Genomic DNA, 20960 nt, shown 5'->3' with positions numbered 1-20960 from the left:
TAGTCACTCCTTAGTTGGACTCGCCCACCAGGGCGCGGCAGAAATCTTTGGCATTAAACTCCTGCAGGTCATCGACCTGCTCGCCCACGCCGATGCGCAGGATGGGAAGCTTGAGCTTCTCGGCCACGGCCATGGCGATACCGCCCTTTGCCGTGCCGTCGAGCTTTGTCATGATAATACCGTCCAGGCCAAGCGCCTCGTTAAACTCGAGCGCCTGGTTCAGACCGTTTTGGCCAGTGGCGGCATCGATCACAAGCACGACCGAGACCGGCATGGGACCGGCGGCCATATTGGCGGCGCGCTTACGCGTCACATTGACCACCTTGGCGAGCTCGCGCATGAGCTCGGGGCTCGTGTGCAGACGGCCGGCGGTATCGATAAGCACCAGGTCGCTGCCGCGCTTATCGGCCTCGTCGAGCACGTCATAGCACACACTAGCCGGATCGGAGCCGCGATCGCGCTTAATGACGGGGACGCCGGCGCGCTGGCCCCACACATCGAGCTGCTCGATGGCGGCGGCGCGGAAGGTGTCGGCCGAACCGATCACCACGTTCTTGCCGCGGGCAGCCATGGCGCTCGCAATCTTGCCAACCGTCGTGGTCTTGCCGGCACCGTTAATGCCCACAAACAGCACGCAGCTCGGCGTATCGGAGAACGGATCGTGCTCGATGGGCACAAAGTGCTGCTCGAGCTGCTTGGCCAAGGCGCGACGGAGTTGCGGGGCAGTCTTGAGGTTCTTCTTAGCCGCGGCATCGCGCAGATCATCGGAAACCTTGATGGCGACCTCGGCGCCCATGTCACCCATGACGAGGGTGTCCTCCAGGTCCTCCCAAAAATCCTCGTCGACCTCGCCGCCAAAGTAGAAGACCTCGTTGAGGGCCTCGCGGCTGCGCTCAAGTCCGCGCGAGAGAACATCGAAGAATCCCATTATGCATTCACGACCTTTCCGGTTTCGCGATCGAGTTTTTGCGAGACGACGCGGCTAACGCCGTCGGCTTGCATCGAGACGCCATAGAGAACGTCAGCGTCCTCCATAGTACGGCGCTGATGCGAAATGACCAAGAGCTGCGTGTCGGAACGCAGCACATCGAGGGCACCGATGAGCTTGGACAGGTTGGCGTCATCAAGTGCCGCCTCGACCTCGTCCAGCACATAGAACGGCACCGTACGCGTGCGATACACGGCAAAGAGCAGGGCGAGCGCCGTCAGACTCTTCTCGCCGCCCGACATGAGCATCATCTTGGTGATGCGCTTGCCGCGCGGTTGCGCCACGACCTCGATACCCGTCTCGGCAGGATGCTCGGGATCGGTCATCTCCAGATGAGCCTGACCGCCCGGGAAGAGCATAGCGAAGATCTCGCGGAAGTTCGCGTCGACCTTCTCAAACGTCACCAGGAACGCCTTCCGCATCTTGCGGTCGATGGCCACCGTGATCTTGGTGAGCGCCTTGCGCGCGCCCTCCAGATCGGCCAGCTGCTCCTCGATGTAGTCGGCGCGGCGCTTGAGCTGCTCGTACTCCTCCATGGCAACTTGGTTAACGGGACCAAGGTTGTTGATCTGGCGCACGAGCTGGTTGAGCTCACGTTCGGCGGCGTCGCGGTCGGTGGGAGCAGGAAGCATGAGCGCTTCCTCGAGCACCGTGGTGCCATCGGCGGTAATGGCCTTGATGGCCGCCTCTACCTGCACCTCGAGCTTGCCACGTGCGACCTTGAACTCGTTTTGCGTGGCGGAGGCGGTATCGGCTCGCTCCTTAGCGCGGGTAACCTCTGCCTTGGCATCCTCGATGGTCTTCTTGAGCGAAGCGGAGTCCGCCTCCTCCAGAGAGGCCTGGTCACGCAAGCGCGCGGCCCAATCCGACGCGCGCTCCAGCAGGGCCGAATAGCGCTCGTGCATGGGATCGACGCGCAGGCGCAGCAACTCGAGCGAGCGCGAGGCCTGGCGTGTTCCGCGGATACGGCGGTCGATGCCCTCCAGGCGATGCTCCAGGTCAGGCACACGGCCCTTCAGCGAACGCAGACGCTCGCTCGTCTGGGCCAGGCGGACCTTGGCATCGGCGAGCTTACCGGCTGCCTCGGAGTCGTCACGGCGCACGCGATCGAGCTCGTCGTTGGCTTCGGCAATCTGGAGACCCAGGTCGCTTGCCTGCGCGCGGGCCTCGTCACGCGAACGGGTGAGCTCGTCAACGCGTGGGCGCGCAGCGCGAACGGCTTCGGAGGCCTGCTCGCGGCGCTTGGAGATGCGCACGCGCTCGACCTCGGCATTGTTGGCGCTTTGCTCCAAGCGGCCGATCTCGGAGAGCAACGAGCGGCGCTCGCCCTCAAGACGGGCGATCTCGCCGGCGGCATCGCCCTCGGCGGCACGCGCCTCCTCGACGGCCGCATTGGCCTCGACGACCTGATCCGACACATGCTCAAACACAGCAGCCAGATCGGGCTCCAGGCCCTCCAGCTCGCGAATTCGACGCTTGCGCTCCAAGACACCCGAAGCCTCGCCGGCATCGAGGCCCACGCGCACCAGGCCGCCACAGCTTACGCGGGCGCCATCGGGGGTCACATAGGTCACACCGTCAACGACAGGCGCAGCCAGCGCGGCAGCCAAGTCATCGACCACGTAATAGCCGCCGAGCAGGGCCTCGACAACCGGACCATACCCGGCGCGCACGGACAGGCGATCGACCAGACGCGAACCGGCAGCGCCCTCGGCGGCAGCAGAGCCGCTCACGCCGCGCGCCATCAGCAGTGCCTCGCCCGAGGCCTTCTTTTGGTCCAGAGCCGCACGACCGGCACGCTCAAGCGTAGCGGCGTCATCAAACAGCAGGGCATCGATATCGCCTGCAAGCAGCTGCTCGACCAGGCCCTCGAGCTCACGAGGGGCCTCGAGCACGTCGCCCAGACGACCCGAGACATCATCGCCCAGCGCACCCACCAGACGGCTCACGAGCGGCGAGCTGTCGGCCATGCGGGCATCAAGCTTCTTTTGGCTGGCAAGCTCCGAGCGCACCTCGGACAGCTTGTTGCGCGCCTCGCTCTCGCGGGCACGCAAGTCCTTCAGCGCCGCACGGGCGACCTCGGTGGCCTCACGCGCATCGACCTGGGCCTGGCGCGCTTCCTCAAGAGCACCCTCAAGCTCCTCTGCGCGGTTGCGACGGCTCTCGAGCGAGGCCGTGACCTCCTCGAGCTGCTCGTCAATCTGCTCCAGGCGCGAGACATACATGTTGTCCTCGACCTCGGCATTGCTCAAGGAATCCTTCACCTTAGCGAGCTCGAGCGCGGCGTTATCGGCCACGCGCTGCACATCGCGTTGCTCACGCGTAAGCTGCGAAATCTGATTGTCGAGCGCCACGCGCCGCTCGTGGAGCTCAGCGGCAGCAGGACCAGCGGCGTCAACGTCCTCCTGGGCCTGCATGTGCGCACCGGTCACTTCCTCAAGCTGCGCACGCGCGTCCTCGAGCTCCTCGACCACGCGACGACGCTGATGCTCGGAGCTCGAAATCTGCCCGCGCATGTCAGACAGGCGCGACACCATGTTGTGGCCCTTTTCCTCGAGCAGGCGCATGTCGGAGTTAATGCGGCCGACCACATCTTGCATATGGCGGCGCTGCTCGCCTAGGTCGCCCACAAACAGGCCCTTTTCCTCGAGCATGACCTGAAGCTTCTCGAGCTCGCGCTCCTTTTCGCCCATGCGGTACTGCGCAAGCTCCAGCTCGGCGGCACCTTCCTTGGAACGGCTCTCCAGGTCGTTCCACTGCGACTGCAGCGAACGCAGCTCGTCGACGGCCAGCATCTGCGTAAGCTCGTTCGCGCGCGAGGACAGCTCTTTGTACTTGCGCGCGCGATCGACCTGACGCTCCAACGGTCGCAGCTGACGGGCGATTTCCTTATTGATGTCGCGGGCACGCGTCAGGTGCTCGTCCATCGACTTAATTTTTTTGAGCGCACGCTCCTTGCGACGCTTGTGCTTGGAGATGCCGGCGGCCTCCTCGATAAGGGCGCGGCGCTCCTCGGGGCGGCTCTGCAAAATGGCGTCGAGCTTGCCCTGGCTGATGATGGAATGCGTATCCTTGCCCAGGCCCGAATCGTGCAGGATGTCCTGAATGTCCATCAGACGGCACGGACTCGAGTTAATGAGGTACTCGCTCTCGCCCGAGCGATACATGCGACGGGTGATGGCGACTTCGTCAAAGTCGACGGGCAGCATATGGTCCGAGTTATCGAGCACCAGCGTGACCTCGGCCACACCCACCGGCTTGCGCGCCGACGAGCCCGAGAAGATGACGTCCTCCATGGCCTGGCCGCGCAGCTGCTTGGCGCTCTGCTCGCCCAGGACCCATAGGATGGAGTCAGAGATGTTCGATTTTCCCGAGCCGTTGGGACCGACGATGACGGTCAGGCCCGGCTCAAACGTCATATGGGCGCGGTCGGCAAACGACTTGAACCCTTTGAGCGTGAGGGACTTGAGATACACGGCTCCTCGCTTAAACAGGCTTCTTGTTGAGAATCACGCCATTGGTGGTGTAACCCATACGGTCAAGCGCCTCGAGCGCAGCGGCTCCCTCGGCCTCCTTCTTGGAGGAACCAGTGCCGCGGCCTTGACGAATACCGTCGATGAGCACCACAGCGGTAAAGGTGGGCGCATGCGCGGGGCCCTCGGAGCCGACCAGCTTATACGCCGGAGGCTCGTGTCCGTCGGCCTGCACGCACTCCTGCAAAAACGACTTGGGGTTCGCAGGATGCTCGGCACGCTCGGTAGCCAGGTGCGGCTTAAGCGTACGGTGAATGAACTCCGCCGCGGCATCCCAGCCGGCATCCAGGTATAGCGCGCCCACGAGCGACTCATAGACGTTCTCGAGCGCAGAATGCAGGCCGCGCGCACCGGTACCGGTCTCGGAGGCACCAAAGATGATGATGTCGTCGATGCCCAGCTCGTGAGAAACCTCGGACAGCGTGGCGCCCGAGACGAGCGACACCTTCAAGCGGGTGAGCTTGCCCTCGTCAAACTCGGGATAGGACTCAAACAGGGAGCGTGCGACCACGGCGCCCAAAATGGAATCGCCCAAGAACTCAAGGCGCTCATAGCTGGCAGAAACCGGCTGGCCCTCGACAGCCGAGGGATGCGTAAGCGCCGCGCGCAGCAGCACCTTATTGTTGAACTCGTGGCCCAAGATTTCCTGGGCGCGCGTAAGTCGGTCGGATAAAGCCAAGACTTAGGCCTCCTTGGCAGCTTCGATAGCGTCGACGGCGTCGGCGACAGAGTTGAGCGAGAGCAGGGTCTCGTCATCGATCTCGAGGTTGAACTCGTCCTCGATAGCCGTAACCAGCTGCAGGCGCTCGAGCGAGTTGGCATCGAGGTCGTCAAAGGTGGTCTCATCGCTAATTTCGGCAACATCGACGCCCAGAACGTCAGCAGCGACCTCGGCGATCTTGTCGAAGATTTCGGAGCGGTCCATAGCGCTTCCTCTCATAGTGCATGAATACCAAAAGAATGGTACCGCCCGGGCGGTACCAAGACACGGTTCTGATTCTACCCCACGACGTGCGCCGCGAAGCACATAACAGCACTCTAACTCGCTCTTATAAAACGATACCGTCCATAGAGTTGGCGACATTCTCGACCAGCCCGGCGCGCACGGCTTCGGCCGCCGCAAGCGTACCGTTTTTAACAGCCTCGACCGAGGTGGCACCATGGCCGATCAGGACCACGCCGCGCAGGCCCAAAAGAATCGCGCCGCCCTTGGCGTCGCCCGAAAGCTTGGCTTTAATCTCGCGCATCTGCTTTTTAATGAGCAGCGCGGCGATCTTGGTGCCGAGCGAGGCCATAAAGGCACCCTTGAGTTCCTGCAGCAAAAACTTGGCAGCGCCCTCGGTGGCCTTGAGCGCGATGTTGCCCGACATGCCGTCGGCGACCACGACGTCAAAATTGCCCGACGTAAGATCGGTGCCCTCGCAGTTACCAACAAAGCCGGGAACGGCGGCTTTCATGGCCGGGAAGCAGGCCTTGGTAAAGTTGGAGCCCTTCTCGTCCTCGGTGCCGTTGGCAAGCAGGCCCACGCGGGGATGCTCGATGCCCAGGACGACGCGAGCATAGGCGCTACCCATCTGAGCAAAACGCACCATGTCATCGACCTCGACATCGGGGTTGGCGCCCATATCGCACAGCACCGTCAGACCGCCGGCACGATTGGGCAGCGCATTGGTCAGACAGGGACGCACCGGCTGCTTCTTGCCTTCGGCCTGATACCTAAACGGCGTCACATAGGCGGTGGCGGCAGCGGTCATGGCACCGGTGGAACCGGCGGAGAAGAACGCATCCGCGTTGCCCTTCTTAATGGCGCGGCAAGAAAGCACGATCGACGACTTACGCTTGGTCATCACGGCGCGAATGGGATCGTCATCCATGGCGATAACGTCAGGTGCCTCAAGGGCCTCAACACGTGCATGGGAAGCGGCAAAGGGATTGACGATTTCGGCGGGGCCAGCTGCCAAGACCTCGATATCGGGATCGGCAGCAAGTGCAGCCTCGATACCATCGAGAACAACCTGAGGTTTCTCGTCTCCGCCCACAACGTCTACACAAACGCGAACGTTACTCATATACATGCTCCTTATACAAAAATGGCCGACTCATTGAGCCGGCCATTGTGGTTCCATTTGGAACGGCATCGCATCCAGAGTATACCGTTACTCGGTAACGATAACCTCGCGGTCCTTGTAGAAACCGCAGCTGGGGCACACGTGGTGCGGAAGCTTAACAGCGCCGCAACGGGGGCACGTGGACTGAGCCGCAGCCGAGATCTTCATGTTGGCGGAACGACGGGTGTGAGTGCGGATACGACCCTGCTTTTGTTTAGGTACGGGCATAGTGACCTTCCTTATGAACTATCCAGTGTGGCGATTACGCGCAAGTAGCGATACTACCACAGTTTTACTCATCAAGCTTGAGATTCTTCAATGCTGCAAATGGATTTTCCGTGGCTTCGGCCCATTCTGCCTCTGCCTGGGCGGCGCAATCGCATTGTTCGACGTTGAGATTGCAACCGCAAGTGGGGCACAGACCGCGACAATCGGGCTTGCAAAGCACCACAAACGGCGTGTCCATAACGACCGCGTCATTGATGGGCTCGCCCAGATCGACGATGCGGTCCTCACCCAGGAGCTCGTAGCCATCCTCGTAGGCCTCGGGATCCTCGGGCTCTTCAAAGAGGTAGAACTCCTCGATCTCGCCGGCGATATCAAACGAGGCGGGCTCCAGGCAACGGTCGCACTCGCCGGTGGCGTGCGCACGGACCATGCCCGTGAGCAAGACACCGGTACCGGCATTGGTAAAGACAACGTCGTAGTCGATGCCGTCCTGTAGCTGGTACTCCTTCTCGCCCACCGTGTAGGTGGCGACATCGACCTTACCGGTCAGCGGATACGAATCTCCAGGAAACTCGAGCTGCTCGGAAAGATCGACGGTAACGCTCGGGAACTCAGCCATTACCACTGACCATTCTGTTGGGCGGCACCCTCGTTGAGCTGCTGACGGCAACGGGTAACGGTGCCGGTCAGGCTCTTGAGGTTCTCCTCCAGGTGCGTAAAGACCTGCTCTGCGTAGTCCTCGGCAGCATAACGCGTCTCGCGCTCGTACTGCTGGGCACGATCGCGGATGTCGTCAGCCTGCTGCTGCGCAAGGCGGACGATCTCCTGCTCACCGGCAATGGTGAGGGCCTGCTGCTGAGCGTCGGCGATGATGGAATCGGCCTGAGCGGCGGCGGAAGCCATAAGCTCCTCGCGCTCCTTAAGGATACGGCGGGACTTCTGCCACTCCTCGGGATAGCTCATGCGGATCTCGTCGAGGATGTTGAAGAACACGTCGGCGTCGATGACCTTGAACTGAGCGTTCTTGCCGAAAGGCGGCTTGGCTTCCTCGATCAGCCCTTCGAGCTCATCGACCAAGCTGACGATCCTATCGCCAGGAAAATTCTCGCCCGGCATCCGGTCTCCTTTCATAGGTAACATATCATCGTGCTAGTTTACCACATGCCACCAGGCAATAAGAAACGTCACGAAAAGCGATGTCTGAGCGCTTCGACCACGTTGGGCGGCACAAACGTCGATACATCGCTCCCAAGCGACGCAATCTGGCGTACCACCGAGCTCGAGATGTAACCGTACTGCGGAGCACTCATGACAAAGATTGACTCTAGCTCGTTATCCAAGCGGTAGTTGAGGTCGGCTTGCTGCAGCTCATACTCAAAGTCGGTCATGGCGCGCAGGCCCTTGACCACGGCACCAGCGCCCTGCTCGCGAGCAAAGTCGACGAGCAGTCCGGTAAAGGGCAAGACCTCGACGCCATCGATATCACCGAGTGCCTCACGGGCCAGCGCCACGCGTTCATCGAGCGTAAACGTGGTGCCCACACCGTTTTTGCCCTGCGACTCGGCAACGGCCACGATCACACTGGGAAAAATGCGGCGGGCGCGGCGGATGACGTCGATATGGCCAAACGTGATGGGATCGAAGGTACCCGGAACGATGACGCGGTTAATGGTGTCACTCATGGGCATCCCCCTGAAACGTCGTGCCGTCGCTGTCATCGGCATCGGTGGCGGTATCGTCATCCTCGCCCTCGCCGACCCAACGGAGCAGGTCGACCGAGGTGATGCCATAGCGTTTCTCACGCACGGTTACAAAGCCGGCAGGATGTGCACCCGCGTCGGCGGCAGCATGCTCAAACAGGGCAAAAGCGCCAGGTGCAAACAGACCCTGCTGAGCCAGGTTCTGCAGCAGTTCCTCGACCGGCTCGGCACCAAAAGCATAGGGCGGGTCGAGCAGGACCAGATCAAAGGGGCCGCCCGGCACACGACCGCGCGAGGCACTCGCCAGCATGTCGCCCGTGACCACACGCCAACGTGAACGGTCACGGCAGAGCGACTCGATATTCTTGGTAATGAGCCGCGCGGCGTTGCGATCGATCTCAAACGTCGTGAGCGAGCGGGCCCCACGAGAGAGCATCTCTAACCCTAAGGCGCCGGAGCCGCCAAAGGCATCCAGCACGCGGACCTCGTCCAGATCGAAGTCGAATGCCGACATGACCATAGATGCGCACGCCTCGCGCACGCGATCAGTCGTGGGGCGGGTGACATCGCGACCACGGGGCTCCTCGATCTTACGACCGCGCCATTCGCCGCCGATGATTCTCATCCTCCGCTGACCTCCTTAAAAATGTGTCGATATCGCATGGCGACCGCATCGCGCAGGGGGCGCGTCGCCACGGAGTCAAGGGTGCAAGCATACCGCAAGAGCTCGACCGCGTCCAAATGGGCCCACTCGATCAGCTCCTCGTCGGCATCCAGGTCGACAAAACGCAGGGTCACACCACCATGCTGGCGATAACCCAGGATCTCGCCTTCATGGCGCAGTCGCAGGTCCATCTGGGCGAGCGTAAAGCCGTCCGAGGTCTTTTCGAGCGATTGCAGGCGATCTTGCGCTGCCGAAGCGCCGCCGTTGCCCTTGGAGTGCGTCATGACCAGACACGTGCCCGACACGCTGCCACGGCCCACGCGACCGCGCAGCTGGTGCAGGGCAGCCAAACCAAAGCGCTCGCCGTTCTCGATGACCATGACGGTGGCGTTAGGCACGTCGACGCCCACCTCGACCACCGTAGTCGAGACGAGCACGTCAATCTCGCCACGCTTAAAGGCATCGATAACCTGGTCCTTCTCCCCCGCTGGCATACGGCCGTGAAGACGCTCGATGGCAAGACCCGGCAACGCCAAACGCAGGCGATCGAGCTCGGTCGCCGTATCGTGCAGCGGCACGGGGACGGTTACGCGGCCCTCATCGTCGCGGGCAATACCGGGCACGTCTTCCAGCTCATCGGCCGAGTCACTCGGCTCCACGAGTGGGCAAATCACGTAGGCCTGCTGACCCTTTTCATGCGCCTCGCGGATGGCTCCATAGGCGAGGTCACGGCTCGACTCGGTGAGCACACGCGTCGTAACGCCCGCCCCCGGAACGGGACGATGGCGGATGATGCTCGTGTCCAGGTCGCCATAGACCGAAAGCGCCAGCGTGCGCGGGATGGGCGTTGCCGTCATAACGAGCAGATCGGCACCGGGGCCCTTCGCGCGCAGGGCGTTGCGCTGGCCCACACCAAAACGGTGCTGCTCGTCGATGACCACGAGTGACAGATGCTTGAACGTAACGTTATCCGAAAGCACCGCGTGGGTGCCAAAGAGGACGTCGAGCTCACCCGATTCCAGCTGTGCATGGATGCGCTCGCGCTCTGAGGCCGGCGTGGCACCCGTCAGAAGCGCCCAGGACATGCCGGCCTGCGAGAGCAGAGGGCCGGTCTTATCGGCATATTGGCGCGCCAGCACGCCCGTGGGCGCCATAACGCAGGCCTGCGTGCCGCTATCGGCAGCCACAGCCAGCGCGCAGGCGGCAACGGCGGTCTTACCGGTACCGACATCGCCCAGCAGCAGACGGTTCATCACGCGCCCGCCATCGCACATATCGTGCAGGATATCCTGGAACGCGGCCTCCTGCTCGTCGCTCAGCGAAAACGGCAGGGCTTGCTTGAGCACGGCCAGATGCTCGCCCGCGGTGTGGGCATAGGGCACCACATCGACCAGGCCGCCGTCGTTGCGCAGGCGCAGCGCCAGCTGCAGGTAGAGGCACTCCTCGTAGGCAAGCCGTGCGCGCGCGATATCGCGCTCGGCCATACTCGATGGAAAATGGATCGAACGCAACGCGCGGGCATTGCTCATGAGCTTCCGCTTTGCGCGCAGCGGCGCGGGAATCGGATCGAACGGATTGCCGACGACCTCGAGCGCGCCGCTTACGATGCGGCGCATCCACGCCTGGCTCACACCATCACTCACGTAATGGACCGGCAGGATAGTGCCCGCGGCACGCCCTTCCTCGAGCTTTTCAAAGTGCGGCGAGGCCATCTGCTTAAAACCGTAGGCAAACTCAACCTTGCCCATCACGGCCAGGCGGTCGCCCTGCTTAAGCTGCTGGGCAATCCAGGGTTGGCGGAAAAAGGCGACCTGCAGCACGCCCGTCTCGTCAACGAGTGAGACCTCGGTAACCTGCATGCGCGGACGCGGCTGCTTTTGGACGATACGATCGACCGTGGCGATGATGGTGCACACGGTACCGATGGGCGCCATCTCGATGGACCACGAACGGGTAAAGTCCAGGTATCGATGAGGGATATGGAGAAGGAGGTCCCCCACCGTCCGAATTCCCAGACGGCGAAGGGCCTCCTCACGTTTACCCGAAACATATTTGAGCCGCGCGATATCCTCGTCGAGCGCATTGCTCTGGGCAAAGCGCTCCGACACGCGCGGCACGGAGCACAGCTCGGACATGGGCAGTTGCCTACTCGATCGAGAAGATCACGGGATAGAGCGGCTGCTCGCCACGATGGGCGTCGATCTCCAGATCGGGCTGAGCCTCCTCGATAGCGTCGACGATCTCCTGGAAGGCCTCATCGGACAGCTCCTCGCCGGCCAGAATCGTCAGCGCGTCGCCCTCCTCTTCCTCCTGCATGCGGTTGATGCAGTCGAGCGTGACCTGCTTCACGTCAGAGCCGACCACGTCGATGGAGCCGGCGATGATACCCATAACGTCACCGGAGTGAATCGGAGAGCCGTCAGAGGCGCTGGAATCGCGCACGGCGCGGGTGACCTCGCCATCGCGGACCTCGCTGATGGCGTCGACCATGGCGGCGACGGCGTCCTCGAGCTCGGAATCGGGCAGGACCGCGAACAGCGCGGAGAACGCCTGCGGAACGGTCTTGGTGGGAACGACGGCGACCTTCTTGTCGGTGCAGGCAGAGGCTGCGGCCTCGGCAGCCATGCGGATGTTGCCGTTATTGGGCAGGATGATGACCGAGGTCGCGTTGACCTGGTCCACCGCGCCCAGCAAGTCGGCAGTCGAGGGATTCATAGTCTGGCCACCCGAGACGATCACGTCGACGCCAAGGGACTTGAGGATGTCGGCCTCGCCGGAACCGGCGGCAACGGCGACAAAGCCCAGCGCCTTTGCGGGCTCGGCGGCCTTTTCCTGATCCTCGTGGATCTTGGCGGTACGGTCGTGGGCCTCCATCTCCATGTTGTGGATAAAGACCTCATAGATCTGACCGAGCTGCAGCATGTGCTCGAGCACCAGGTTGGGGGTGTTGGAGTGCACATGGATCTTGTAGTCAGGATAGGCGCCCACGAGCAGCTCACAGTCGCCCATGGAGCCTAGGAACTTAAGGCACTCGTCCTCGTCAAACGGGGCGTCGGCCTTAAAGAGGAACTCGTTGCAGTAGCGGAACTCCGAGCCCTCCCAGTCGTCGTTAGCCTCGATCTCAACACGGCCAAGAGCGGCATCGCGGGCAGAGCCGGCGGAGTCAAACGTAGCGGAGAAATCCTCGACCACGGTGCTGCGACCAAGCGCGGCAGCCACAAAGTTCTCGAGGAAAATGGCAAATCCAAAGGCGCCGGAGTCGACCACGCCGTTCTCCTTCAGAACGGGCAACAGATCGGGTGTGCGGGCGACGGACTGGTACGCCTCGACGACGATGGCATCGAGCGCATCCTCAGCCGAGAACTTCTTCTTCTCGCACTCATCGGCCTTGGTCGAGACATCGCGCAGGACCGTGAGGATCGTGCCCTCGATGGGCTTGCGGACAGCCTGGAAGGCGACCTTGACGGCGCGACGGAAGGCGAAGGCAATGTTGGCGGACGTAATGGGCTCATCGGCAGAGACAAGGCCCTCGGCCACGCCGCGCAGAATCTGCGAGGTGATGACGCCGGAGTTACCGCGGGCGCCCATCAGGGAGCCGTGGGTGATGGCGCCGGCGATGGCTTCCATGTCGGCGTCGGCAGGAAGGGCGGAGAGCTCCTTAGTCACCGAGGCGAGCGTGAGCGACATGTTGGTACCGGTGTCGCCGTCGGGTACGGGGAAGACGTTGAGCTTGTTGATCTCCTCGGCCTTGTCGGAAACGGCAGCCGCAGCGATCGGAAAACAGGTGCGAATGGTCTTTGCAATCATGGGTATTTGAATCTCCGTTTTCGGATGCTAGTTCAGACGGCTCTTGAGCGCGTCGATATGGATGCCGATCTTAAGGCTGGCGGGATCGATCTGGGCGATCTCCTGCAGGGTGAAGGCAACGGAGCTCGAAAGATTGTGGCAGACGGACTTCATGTTGACGCCGTTCTCGAGCACGACGTGAAGATCGACCGTAAGGCCGTTCTCGTCGGCGGAGACAAGCACGCCCTTGCGGAGGCGCTGACCGGCAAGCAGGCGCACGCTCTCGGCGCCCTGGAGCTGCTCAGCCATACCGACAACGCCATAGCACGTCATCGCGGCATAACCGGCAATATCGGCAATAACGTCGTTCGAGACGCTCAGGCTGCCGTTAATGGTCTCAGACACAAGAATCTCCTTTTCTTGGTGCTCGCGGCACCATGTCGTGGGAGCAATCATTGCAATATTCTACAACGACCGCGCCATGTTGAGGTGGCGGGCCTCGTGATTACATCCTCGACACGAAATGTTGATACGGTAACGTTCGCGAACGGCGATCGCGGCATGAAAAAACCCGTCGCATAAGCGACGGGTTTTACAACCTGGCTCCCCGGGTAGGACTCGAACCTACAACAGCGCGGTTAACAGCCGCGTGCTCTACCATTGAGCTACCGAGGAATTTAAACCCCAACGGAAAGGGCTGGAAAATTCTGGCTCCCCGGGTAGGACTCGAACCTACAACAGCGCGGTTAACAGCCGCGTGCTCTACCATTGAGCTACCGAGGAATAGGTGCGTGCTCTCAAGCAACGAAGTTTATTATACGGACGAATCAGCTCAGGGCAAGAACTTTTTTAAGAAATTTTCCGACCTAATCATTGGGGACGTTCTTAAACGACTAGTCATTCAAGAACGTCCCCAACGACTACATGAAAGCGCCCCCAAGCGAATGTGCTTGAGGGCGCCTCTTGCTTGACTAACTTTCGATATAGTCCTTGAGCTTGCTGCTGCGGCTCGGGTGGCGGAGCTTGGCCAGGGTCTTGGACTCGATCTGGCGGATGCGCTCGCGCGTGACACCAAACTCGCGGCCGACTTCCTCGAGCGTACGGGGATGTCCGTCGACAAGGCCAAAGCGCAGCTCGATAACCTTGCGCTCACGATCGGCAAGCGAGTCGAGCACCTGCGTGAGCTGCTCCTGCAGCATGGAGAAGCTGGCCGCATCGGGCGGAACGATGGCCTGGGAGTCCTCGATGAAGTCGCCCAGCTGAGAATCCTCTTCCTCGCCGATGGGGGTCTCGAGCGACACGGGCTCCTGCGAGATCTTCTGGATCTCGCGGACGCGGTCGGCGCTCATGTCCATCTCGGCACCGATCTCCTCGGGGGTCGGGTCGCGGCCCAGGTCTTGAAGGAGCTGACGCTGCACGCGTACGAGCTTGTTGATGGTCTCGACCATGTGCACGGGAATACGGATGGTACGGGCCTGGTCGGCGATAGCGCGCGTGATGGCCTGACGGATCCACCACGTGGCGTACGTGGAGAACTTAAAGCCCTTCTGGTAGTCGAACTTCTCGACGGCGCGGATCAGACCGAGGTTGCCCTCCTGAATCAGGTCCAGGAACAGCATGCCGCGACCGACATAGCGCTTGGCGATGGAGACGACCAGACGCAGGTTTGCACTGATGAGCGCCTGCTTGGCTTCGAGGCCCACGTTCTCAATGCGCGTAAGACGACGCATCTCGGCACGCGTAAGCTCGAGCTCACCAGCATCGGCAGCCTCGAGCTTCTCGGTAGCCTCGAGACCGGCCTCGATCTTCATAGCCAGATCGACCTCTTCGGAGGCGGTCAACAGGTCGACCTTGCCGATCTCCTTGAGGTACATACGGACCGGGTCGCCGGTCAGCATCACCGTGGAGGCATCGATGCCACGCACGCGGGAGCGTGAACGGGACGTGCGCACGGTGCGCTTCTTCTTGTTCTTGGAAGAACCCATCTCAGCGTCGGCCTGACGGGCCATCTTGAGCTCGTGATCGTCGAGCGAGCCGGAATCGTGCTCGTCGTCGTCATCGAAATCGTCGGTATCGGTATCGGTATCGGTATCGGTATCGTCATCGTCGACACCCATGGGGGCGTCGTCGTTACCGCTCGCGGAGATAATCTGGATGCCGCTGTTGCGCAGCGCGGAATACACCGCGGTGAGCTGCTCGTCAGAAACATCGATATCCTTCAGGGCGACCTGAATCTCGTCCTCGGTTACCGAAGTCCTGTTTGAGCCGTTGCCCATGAGCTTTGCAACGTAGGATTCCAGCCCAGTACCCGTGCTCTCAGTCTTTTTTGGCACAGATTCTCCCTTCATAGTCCACAGGACTCAATACTTTAGCACACACATTGACGTCTATACCCAAAAAGAAGACTGGATATAGGCGAGAATACGCTGGTTGACCACAACATCTAGGCTTGTTCGGTGCCCGCGGCCTCCAGGCCGATCAAACGGAACGGGTCCGCCACGCCGCCGATCGACTTTTGCAGTTCGCGTTGACGCTGCGAATCCTGCGCGGCCTGCACGGTCAGCGCACGACGAGCCTCATCATCGAGCGAACGATCCTGGCGCAGCTTGGCCTGTGCGGCACGCATGCGGCGCTTGATGGTGTAGAGCTCGAGCGTATCCAGCATAAACACGATGTTCGTCTCGGTAGGGTGTTTGCTCGTCGCCGAGATGCGCCCGGCACTCACAAGCGTTGCCGCATCGGGACACACTGAGCGCGCCGCATCCATGCAGGCTGCAGGATCGGTTCCCGGCGGCGTTGCCAGAACGGCCCATGCAATGGACTCGTGACGCGGGTCAACCCACTCGATGGAGCAGATGCGGTCGGCATACGTGCGGAACAGGTCGGGGTAGCTCGTGAGCATCGTCAGCAGCTCGCGCTCCCCTGCCAAGGACTTGCGTTCAAGATCGGTAAGAACCATCGGCGCCGCCGCAGCCGGTGCGCCCGAACCGTCAGCCACAGGCACAGCGCCCATACCATCAGGCACATCGATCGGCGGCAGGTCGTCGACGACCTCCACGGGCGCGGCGCCGTAGGCATCGAGCGGGACGTAGTCGTACGGCTCTTCTTCGACCGGCGCGGACACCGGCGGCGTCGCGCCCGATGCCCAAGCACCGCGACCGGCATCGCGAGAACCCGACGCCCGACCGCCCGCGCTACCGGACCGCTCAGTCTGTGCCCGCTGGCGCTCATAGTTCTGCTCACGACGTCGTTCCGCATCCTCGCGCTTGGCGACATCGCGAAACACACGACCCGAGCTCGCGCGCACCGTCTCCAGATCCAAACCCAGCAGATCGGCAATCTGGATAAAGTACGTGTCGATCATATAGCTGTTGCGCAACGGATAGATAAGCGTCAGCGCATCTTCCAGCGCCTTAGCGCGACCGCCCGGCGTGGTGATGTCACTCGACTCCTGCAGCGAACGGTAGACAAAGTCCATAAGCGGCTCGGCCGCGTCGATGCGCGCCTGCAGCTCCTGGCCGCCGTGCGCCGTAATAAACTCCATAGGGTCGTTGCCGTCGGGCAGTACCACGCAGCGCAGGTCCATGGAATCCTGCTCGATAAACTGAATCGCGCGACGGGCGGCCTTCTGGCCCGCTGCATCGCCGTCGAACATATACACGATGCGCTTGGCAAAGCGAGTGAGCGTCTTGACGTGATGCTCCGTGAGGGCGGTGCCCAGCGTGGCGACAACGTTTTTAATCCCCGCCTCCCAGCAGGCGATGCAATCGGTATAGCCCTCTACCACGATGGCGGTATCCTGCGCGACGATAAACTCCTTGGCCCAATTAAAGCCGTAGAGGTTTCGCTTTTTATGAAACACGCTCGTCTCGGCGGTGTTGAGATACTTAGGCTGGCCGTCGCCCATAATGCGACCGCCAAAGGCAATGTTGTGACCCTGCTCGTCAAAGATGGGGAACATCACGCGGTCGTAAAAGCGGTCGGCAAGCTGCCCGCGCCCGCGACTCACGGCAACGTTGGCGTCGATCATCTCCTGCGGGGTAAAACCCGCCTGGGACAGGTGCGACACCAGCGCGTTACGGCCCGGTGCAAAGCCCAGGCAGTAGCGGCGGCAGACGTCGCCGCCCATGCCGCGGCTGGCAAAGTACTCGCGCGGACGGCCGTCCTTACCGCGCATGAGCATGGTGTGGTAGAACTGGGCGGTCTCGGCGCACAGATCGTAGATGCGGGCACGCTTGGTGCCGCGCTCGCGGCGATCTCCGGTGTCATGCAGCTCAATACCCGCGCGATCGGCCAAGTAACGGATTGACTCGGGAAAGCTCAGGTTCTCGCGCTTCATGATATACGTGAAAACGTCGCCACCCTCGCCGCAACCAAAGCAATGCCACACCTGCGTGGCGGGGATAATGTGGAAGGACGGCGTCTTCTCGCCATGGAAGGGGCAGCATCCCCAAAACTCATGGCCGCGAGGCTTGAGCTCGACCGTTTCCTGCACGATGGCAACCAGGTCAGACGCAGCGCGTACCTGGTCTTTTTCCTCATCGCTAATCACGGATGCTCACCCCCTGATCGCCCAAGTTGTGACGAATATCCTCGATATTACCCTCGACGGTCGCGATCAACTCATCCAGCGAATCGAACACACGCGAGGGACGCAGCCAGCGCGTAAACGCCAGCGAAACGGAAGCGCCGTACAGGTCGCCCGTATAACCAATTAAATTAGCCTCGAGATGCGCAGATGCCGCATCGTCAGCATACGTTGGCGGCAGGCCGACGTTCACAGCAGCGGGCCACGCGGTGTCATCGACCAGCACCAGACCCTCATACACGCCATCGGCTGGCACCTGAATGCCGTCGGGAACCTGCAAGTTTGCCGTGGGAAAGCCCATGCCAGAACCCTCGTGACGGCCGCGAATAACACCGCCACGCACCATATACGGACGGCCGAGTAACCCAGCAGCAAGCTCCACATGGCCCTGTCCCAGCTCATAACGAATGCGGGTGGCGCAAATGGCCTCACCGCCCTCGCAAAGCAGGTCGTGACCATACACGTCAACGCCGTGCTCGGAACCCCAGGAGCGCATCTCGGCAACACCAGAAGCACCGCCACGACCCAGCCTAAAGTCACTGCCAACGCGAATCGATCGAATGTCGACCAGACGCGACACCAGCGAGAGAAAACCAACATGGTTAAGTGCCGCAACCTCAGGCGTAAAGGGAACGGCCACCACCGCATCGACCCCGGTTTGAGCCAAGGCATGCAGACGGTCGGCCGTCGTCATCAATTTTTGAGCGGGCGAAGGGCTCACCACAACGTCCGGGTCGGGATCGAAGGTAACCACGACCGCCTTACAGCCATGGGCACGGGCATCACGGACAAGCGCTTCGATGAGTTCCTGGTGTCCACGGTGAACGCCGTCGAACACGCCAATGGCGATTGAAGCGGCACCCAAGTGCTCACACTCATCAAACGTATCGGCAGCAACGATGCGAGCCTCGTCCGACTCGCCCGCGAAAAAGACACGCGCGAGCTCGCGAGCGGACAACATCATCGAACACCGCCGATTGCCTGCGGAAACACGTGCTCCATGACAAAGCGGCCGCCCTCAATGCGGGCGAGCGCCTTGAGTCCCCCATCGAGCACCAACGCAAACGGCGCCTTCGAGGAATCGAAATCGGCAAGCGCACGCTCAACGGGAATGCGTCGGCCGCAGAGCAGGTCGTCGGCAAGATTGCCCGGCAAGTCAACACGTGTGGCGCCCAGGGCCGCAATGGGATCCAGGGCAAAGCCAGCCGCGGACTCGGGAGAAAGCTCCTCGACCGCATGACAAGCGCCAATGGAAACAACACCGGAAGCCGTGCGGCGCAGCGCGGAAATGTGCCCAGCGCTACCGCAGGCGCGGCCCAAGTCGCGAGCGAGCGCACGGATATAGGTGCCCTTGCTCACCGAGAACGCCACGGTCCACACACACGTACCACCTTCGCCGCCCACGGCAATCAGGTCGGCGGCATAGACCTCGACAGGGCGCGGAGGTAGGTCAACCGCATTGCCCTCGCGAGCAGACTTGTAGGCGCGAACGCCATTGACCGAGATAGCCGAAAACGCCGGAGGCACCTGCATCTGCGGACCTAGCATGGCGGCCAAGCGCTCACGGGCATAGGCAGGATCGCGGAGCTCGTTGGCAACAGCCACTGTGCGGACCGCCTCGCCCTCCGCATCATCGGTATTGGTCTCGGCACCAAACGAGATGTCGGCGACATAGCTTTTGGTATCAAGGGTTAGCATGCCCAGTAGACGGGTGGCCTGACCCACGCCCACAACCATGACACCCGATGCCATGGGGTCGAGCGTACCGGCATGGCCGACGCGCCGCTCATGGAGAGCGCGTCGGCATTGCGAGACCACGTCATGGGACGTGCAGCCCACCGGCTTATCGACGGCGAGCAGCATATTCAATTGAGAAGGCGTTCGACGAGCCATGTACCATCCAATAAGTTAGAGCTCGACGGTCACCGAAGCGGGATCCTCCCCCACCAGCTCGGCCAGCATGGGAAGTGCCACGGCGAGCGTCTCGCGAATTGTTCCGTTGTTGGAAAAGCCGGCGGCGGCATGATGCCCGCCACCGCCAAAGTTGGCAGCAATCTCGGACACATCGAGGTCGCCCTTGGAGCGCAGGTTGCCACGCACCTTGGTATCGCCCTCAATGCCCTTTAAGAACATGCAAACCTCGACGCCCATCACCGAGCGCACCACGTCAACCAGGCCATCGCACTCATCCGAGGTGACACCGCAAGCCTCAAGGTCACTCTGGTACGCGTAGCTATACGCGACGCGCCCGTGGGCCACCGTCTTGATGCGGCCCATAACGATGGACTTAAGGTGCAAAAACTCAACGCGCATGCTCTGGTAGACCTCGAGTGCAACGCGCGCCGGATCGGCACCGTGGGCAACCAGACGCGAGGCCGCATGGAACGCGGCGGCATCGGCGTTTTGGTACTGAAAACGGCCGGTATCGGTAACCAAGCCGCACAGCAGGCAAGTCGCAACGCCATCACGTGCGACAATGCCACAATTGTCCAAGAAGCGGTCGATGATCATAGCGCAGGCTGCAGCTTCGACGCGCCTCAGACTGAGCTCGGCAAACTCCTCGCGCGCTGGATGGTGATCGAAGCACACCACATGCGCCGATCGACGCAGCACCTCGGCGGAGTTGTTCAGGCGCTCGACGACCGGCACGTCCACCGAGATGAACAGGTCAGGATTGCCGGTATACGCAGATGCCGGCACCAGGCGATCGGAGCCTTCCATAAAGCGGTAGATGCGAGGAACCGGGTCATCGTCTGCCAGCAGCAGGGCAATGTCCTTGTTGGGGAAAAACTTCATAAGCGAGAGGCCCAGACCCAGCACGGAGCCCAGGGCGTCACCATCGGGAGACGTATGTCCCGAAATCGCAATGGAGGACGCATCCTCGATGAGCTCGAGGATGCGTCGCTGAATATCTGCATACTCGCACGATGCGAGGTCGGCGGAATTACTCATCTAAAGCTGCCTCCTGGGCGGCATCCGCTATTGGATAGCCGTCCTCGTCCTTTTCGATCGCAAGCGTGGCGGGAACGTTTTCCAGCGCACGCGTGATGCGCTCGGCCTCATCGGTCGAGCGATCGATGCGAAAATCGAGCTCGGGCGTGACGCGCCAATCGAGCGAGCGGGCCAACAGGCTACGGATGCGGCCCTTGGCGCTGGCGAGCGCCTCCATGACCTCGTCGTAGCGGCTCGCGTCGCACGACACGTACACGCGCGCGAACGAACGGTCCACCGCGACCTCGACCGCGGTCAGGGTGACCAGGTCGAGACGCGGATCGGAAACCTCAAAGAGCAGGATATAACCGAGCTTCTCGCGAAGCTGCTCGCCCAGACGGCGGGTTGCCTGCGTTTGCTTCATAGCGCTACCC

At 61.8% G+C, this 20960-nt stretch carries 19 protein-coding genes and 2 tRNA genes; all 21 read right to left on the bottom strand.

All coding sequences use genetic code 11. The features are described 5' to 3' along the window. Positions 1 to 10 precede the first annotated feature (10 nt). The 21 genes from ftsY to rbfA all read right to left on the bottom strand — a co-directional run bounded on the left by ftsY (position 11) and on the right by rbfA (position 20950). Positions 11 to 928: a signal recognition particle-docking protein FtsY gene (ftsY, locus tag AAAV44_RS03435; protein WP_349114573.1), complete on the bottom strand. Its 918-nt coding sequence runs from the start codon at positions 926 to 928 to the stop codon at positions 11 to 13. Next, positions 928 to 4464 (bottom strand): chromosome segregation protein SMC, encoded by a 3537-nt coding sequence (gene smc, locus AAAV44_RS03430; protein WP_349114572.1) that lies wholly within the window; start codon positions 4462 to 4464, stop codon positions 928 to 930. The genes ftsY and smc overlap by 1 nt, the downstream gene beginning before the upstream one ends. Before the next feature lie 10 nt (positions 4465 to 4474). Then, positions 4475 to 5200 carry a ribonuclease III gene (rnc, locus tag AAAV44_RS03425; RefSeq protein ID WP_349114570.1) on the bottom strand — a complete coding sequence of 242 codons (726 nt, stop codon included), beginning with the start codon at positions 5198 to 5200 and terminating at the stop codon, positions 4475 to 4477. Between the two features lie 3 nt (positions 5201 to 5203). Then, positions 5204 to 5446, bottom strand: a complete 243-nt coding sequence (locus AAAV44_RS03420) for an acyl carrier protein (protein ID WP_006234023.1) — start codon at positions 5444 to 5446, stop codon at positions 5204 to 5206. A 124-nt stretch (positions 5447 to 5570) separates the two neighbouring features. Continuing rightward, positions 5571 to 6590, bottom strand: coding sequence for a phosphate acyltransferase PlsX (plsX, locus tag AAAV44_RS03415; protein WP_117847658.1), 1020 nt, complete (start codon positions 6588 to 6590; stop codon positions 5571 to 5573). 87 nt (positions 6591 to 6677) lie between these two features. Next, positions 6678 to 6857, bottom strand: a complete 180-nt coding sequence (rpmF, locus tag AAAV44_RS03410; protein ID WP_022094017.1) for a 50S ribosomal protein L32 — start codon at positions 6855 to 6857, stop codon at positions 6678 to 6680. 64 nt (positions 6858 to 6921) lie between these two features. Further along, positions 6922 to 7476: a DUF177 domain-containing protein gene (locus AAAV44_RS03405; RefSeq protein WP_128620683.1), complete on the bottom strand. Its 555-nt coding sequence runs from the start codon at positions 7474 to 7476 to the stop codon at positions 6922 to 6924. Then, complete coding sequence (locus AAAV44_RS03400; RefSeq protein WP_040358176.1) at positions 7476 to 7973, bottom strand: ATPase; 498 nt, start codon at positions 7971 to 7973, stop codon at positions 7476 to 7478. The genes AAAV44_RS03405 and AAAV44_RS03400 overlap by 1 nt, the downstream gene beginning before the upstream one ends. Before the next feature lie 68 nt (positions 7974 to 8041). Beyond that, a complete protein-coding gene (gene coaD / locus AAAV44_RS03395; protein WP_349114569.1) occupies positions 8042 to 8539 on the bottom strand; it encodes a pantetheine-phosphate adenylyltransferase in 498 nt (165 codons plus the stop codon). Continuing rightward, the gene (gene rsmD, locus AAAV44_RS03390) at positions 8532 to 9182 is read right to left on the bottom strand and encodes a 16S rRNA (guanine(966)-N(2))-methyltransferase RsmD (RefSeq protein ID WP_349114568.1); all 651 of its coding nucleotides are present in this window, start codon (positions 9180 to 9182) and stop codon (positions 8532 to 8534) included. The genes coaD and rsmD overlap by 8 nt, the downstream gene beginning before the upstream one ends. Continuing rightward, entirely contained in the window at positions 9179 to 11356 is a 2178-nt protein-coding gene (recG, locus tag AAAV44_RS03385; protein ID WP_349114567.1) for an ATP-dependent DNA helicase RecG, read from the bottom strand. The genes rsmD and recG overlap by 4 nt, the downstream gene beginning before the upstream one ends. Positions 11357 to 11366: 10 nt before the next feature. After that, the gene (locus tag AAAV44_RS03380; protein ID WP_006234030.1) at positions 11367 to 13028 is read right to left on the bottom strand and encodes a DAK2 domain-containing protein; all 1662 of its coding nucleotides are present in this window, start codon (positions 13026 to 13028) and stop codon (positions 11367 to 11369) included. 27 nt (positions 13029 to 13055) lie between these two features. Further along, positions 13056 to 13412, bottom strand: coding sequence for an Asp23/Gls24 family envelope stress response protein (locus AAAV44_RS03375; RefSeq protein WP_022093773.1), 357 nt, complete (start codon positions 13410 to 13412; stop codon positions 13056 to 13058). 195 nt (positions 13413 to 13607) lie between these two features. Next, positions 13608 to 13682, bottom strand: a tRNA-Asn gene (locus AAAV44_RS03370). A 33-nt stretch (positions 13683 to 13715) separates the two neighbouring features. Then, positions 13716 to 13790, bottom strand: a tRNA-Asn gene (locus AAAV44_RS03365). A 188-nt stretch (positions 13791 to 13978) separates the two neighbouring features. Further along, positions 13979 to 15340 (bottom strand): RNA polymerase sigma factor RpoD, encoded by a 1362-nt coding sequence (gene rpoD / locus AAAV44_RS03360; RefSeq protein ID WP_195520470.1) that lies wholly within the window; start codon positions 15338 to 15340, stop codon positions 13979 to 13981. 110 nt (positions 15341 to 15450) lie between these two features. After that, positions 15451 to 17559: a DNA primase gene (gene dnaG / locus AAAV44_RS03355; RefSeq protein ID WP_349114566.1), complete on the bottom strand. Its 2109-nt coding sequence runs from the start codon at positions 17557 to 17559 to the stop codon at positions 15451 to 15453. Continuing rightward, on the bottom strand, positions 17552 to 18559 hold the full coding sequence (ribF, locus tag AAAV44_RS03350; RefSeq protein ID WP_349114565.1) for a riboflavin biosynthesis protein RibF: 1008 nt from the start codon (positions 18557 to 18559) through the stop codon (positions 17552 to 17554). Before ribF ends, dnaG begins: the two co-directional genes overlap by 8 nt. After that, positions 18556 to 19488 carry a tRNA pseudouridine(55) synthase TruB gene (gene truB / locus AAAV44_RS03345; protein WP_349114564.1) on the bottom strand — a complete coding sequence of 311 codons (933 nt, stop codon included), beginning with the start codon at positions 19486 to 19488 and terminating at the stop codon, positions 18556 to 18558. Before truB ends, ribF begins: the two co-directional genes overlap by 4 nt. 15 nt (positions 19489 to 19503) lie before the next feature. Beyond that, a complete protein-coding gene (locus tag AAAV44_RS03340; protein WP_349114563.1) occupies positions 19504 to 20547 on the bottom strand; it encodes a DHH family phosphoesterase in 1044 nt (347 codons plus the stop codon). Continuing rightward, positions 20540 to 20950 carry a 30S ribosome-binding factor RbfA gene (gene rbfA / locus AAAV44_RS03335; RefSeq protein WP_117647311.1) on the bottom strand — a complete coding sequence of 137 codons (411 nt, stop codon included), beginning with the start codon at positions 20948 to 20950 and terminating at the stop codon, positions 20540 to 20542. Before rbfA ends, AAAV44_RS03340 begins: the two co-directional genes overlap by 8 nt. Between the last annotated feature and the right edge of the window lie 10 nt (positions 20951 to 20960).

The organism is Collinsella sp. CLA-AP-H1, from assembly GCF_040092945.1.
In the GTDB taxonomy this organism is placed as follows: Bacteria; Actinomycetota; Coriobacteriia; order Coriobacteriales; family Coriobacteriaceae; genus Collinsella.
This window is presented reverse-complemented; position numbering and strand designations above follow the sequence as displayed.

Excerpts from the sequence above, each read along its gene's own strand:
- rsmD (WP_349114568.1), bottom strand. The coding sequence starts at position 9,182 with ATGAGAATCATCGGCGGCGAATGGCGCGGTCGTAAGATCGAGGAGCCC.
- AAAV44_RS03340 (WP_349114563.1), bottom strand. The coding sequence starts at position 20,547 with ATGAGTAATTCCGCCGACCTCGCATCGTGCGAGTATGCAGATATTCAG.
- ftsY (WP_349114573.1), bottom strand. The coding sequence starts at position 928 with ATGGGATTCTTCGATGTTCTCTCGCGCGGACTTGAGCGCAGCCGCGAG.
- AAAV44_RS03405 (WP_128620683.1), bottom strand. The coding sequence starts at position 7,476 with ATGGCTGAGTTCCCGAGCGTTACCGTCGATCTTTCCGAGCAGCTCGAG.
- AAAV44_RS03420 (WP_006234023.1), bottom strand. The coding sequence starts at position 5,446 with ATGGACCGCTCCGAAATCTTCGACAAGATCGCCGAGGTCGCTGCTGAC.
- rpmF (WP_022094017.1), bottom strand. The coding sequence starts at position 6,857 with ATGCCCGTACCTAAACAAAAGCAGGGTCGTATCCGCACTCACACCCGT.
- coaD (WP_349114569.1), bottom strand. The coding sequence starts at position 8,539 with ATGAGTGACACCATTAACCGCGTCATCGTTCCGGGTACCTTCGATCCC.
- rbfA (WP_117647311.1), bottom strand. The coding sequence starts at position 20,950 with ATGAAGCAAACGCAGGCAACCCGCCGTCTGGGCGAGCAGCTTCGCGAG.
- truB (WP_349114564.1), bottom strand. The coding sequence starts at position 19,488 with ATGGCTCGTCGAACGCCTTCTCAATTGAATATGCTGCTCGCCGTCGAT.
- AAAV44_RS03400 (WP_040358176.1), bottom strand. The coding sequence starts at position 7,973 with ATGCCGGGCGAGAATTTTCCTGGCGATAGGATCGTCAGCTTGGTCGAT.
- recG (WP_349114567.1), bottom strand. The coding sequence starts at position 11,356 with ATGTCCGAGCTGTGCTCCGTGCCGCGCGTGTCGGAGCGCTTTGCCCAG.
- AAAV44_RS03380 (WP_006234030.1), bottom strand. The coding sequence starts at position 13,028 with ATGATTGCAAAGACCATTCGCACCTGTTTTCCGATCGCTGCGGCTGCC.
- ribF (WP_349114565.1), bottom strand. The coding sequence starts at position 18,559 with ATGATGTTGTCCGCTCGCGAGCTCGCGCGTGTCTTTTTCGCGGGCGAG.
- plsX (WP_117847658.1), bottom strand. The coding sequence starts at position 6,590 with ATGAGTAACGTTCGCGTTTGTGTAGACGTTGTGGGCGGAGACGAGAAA.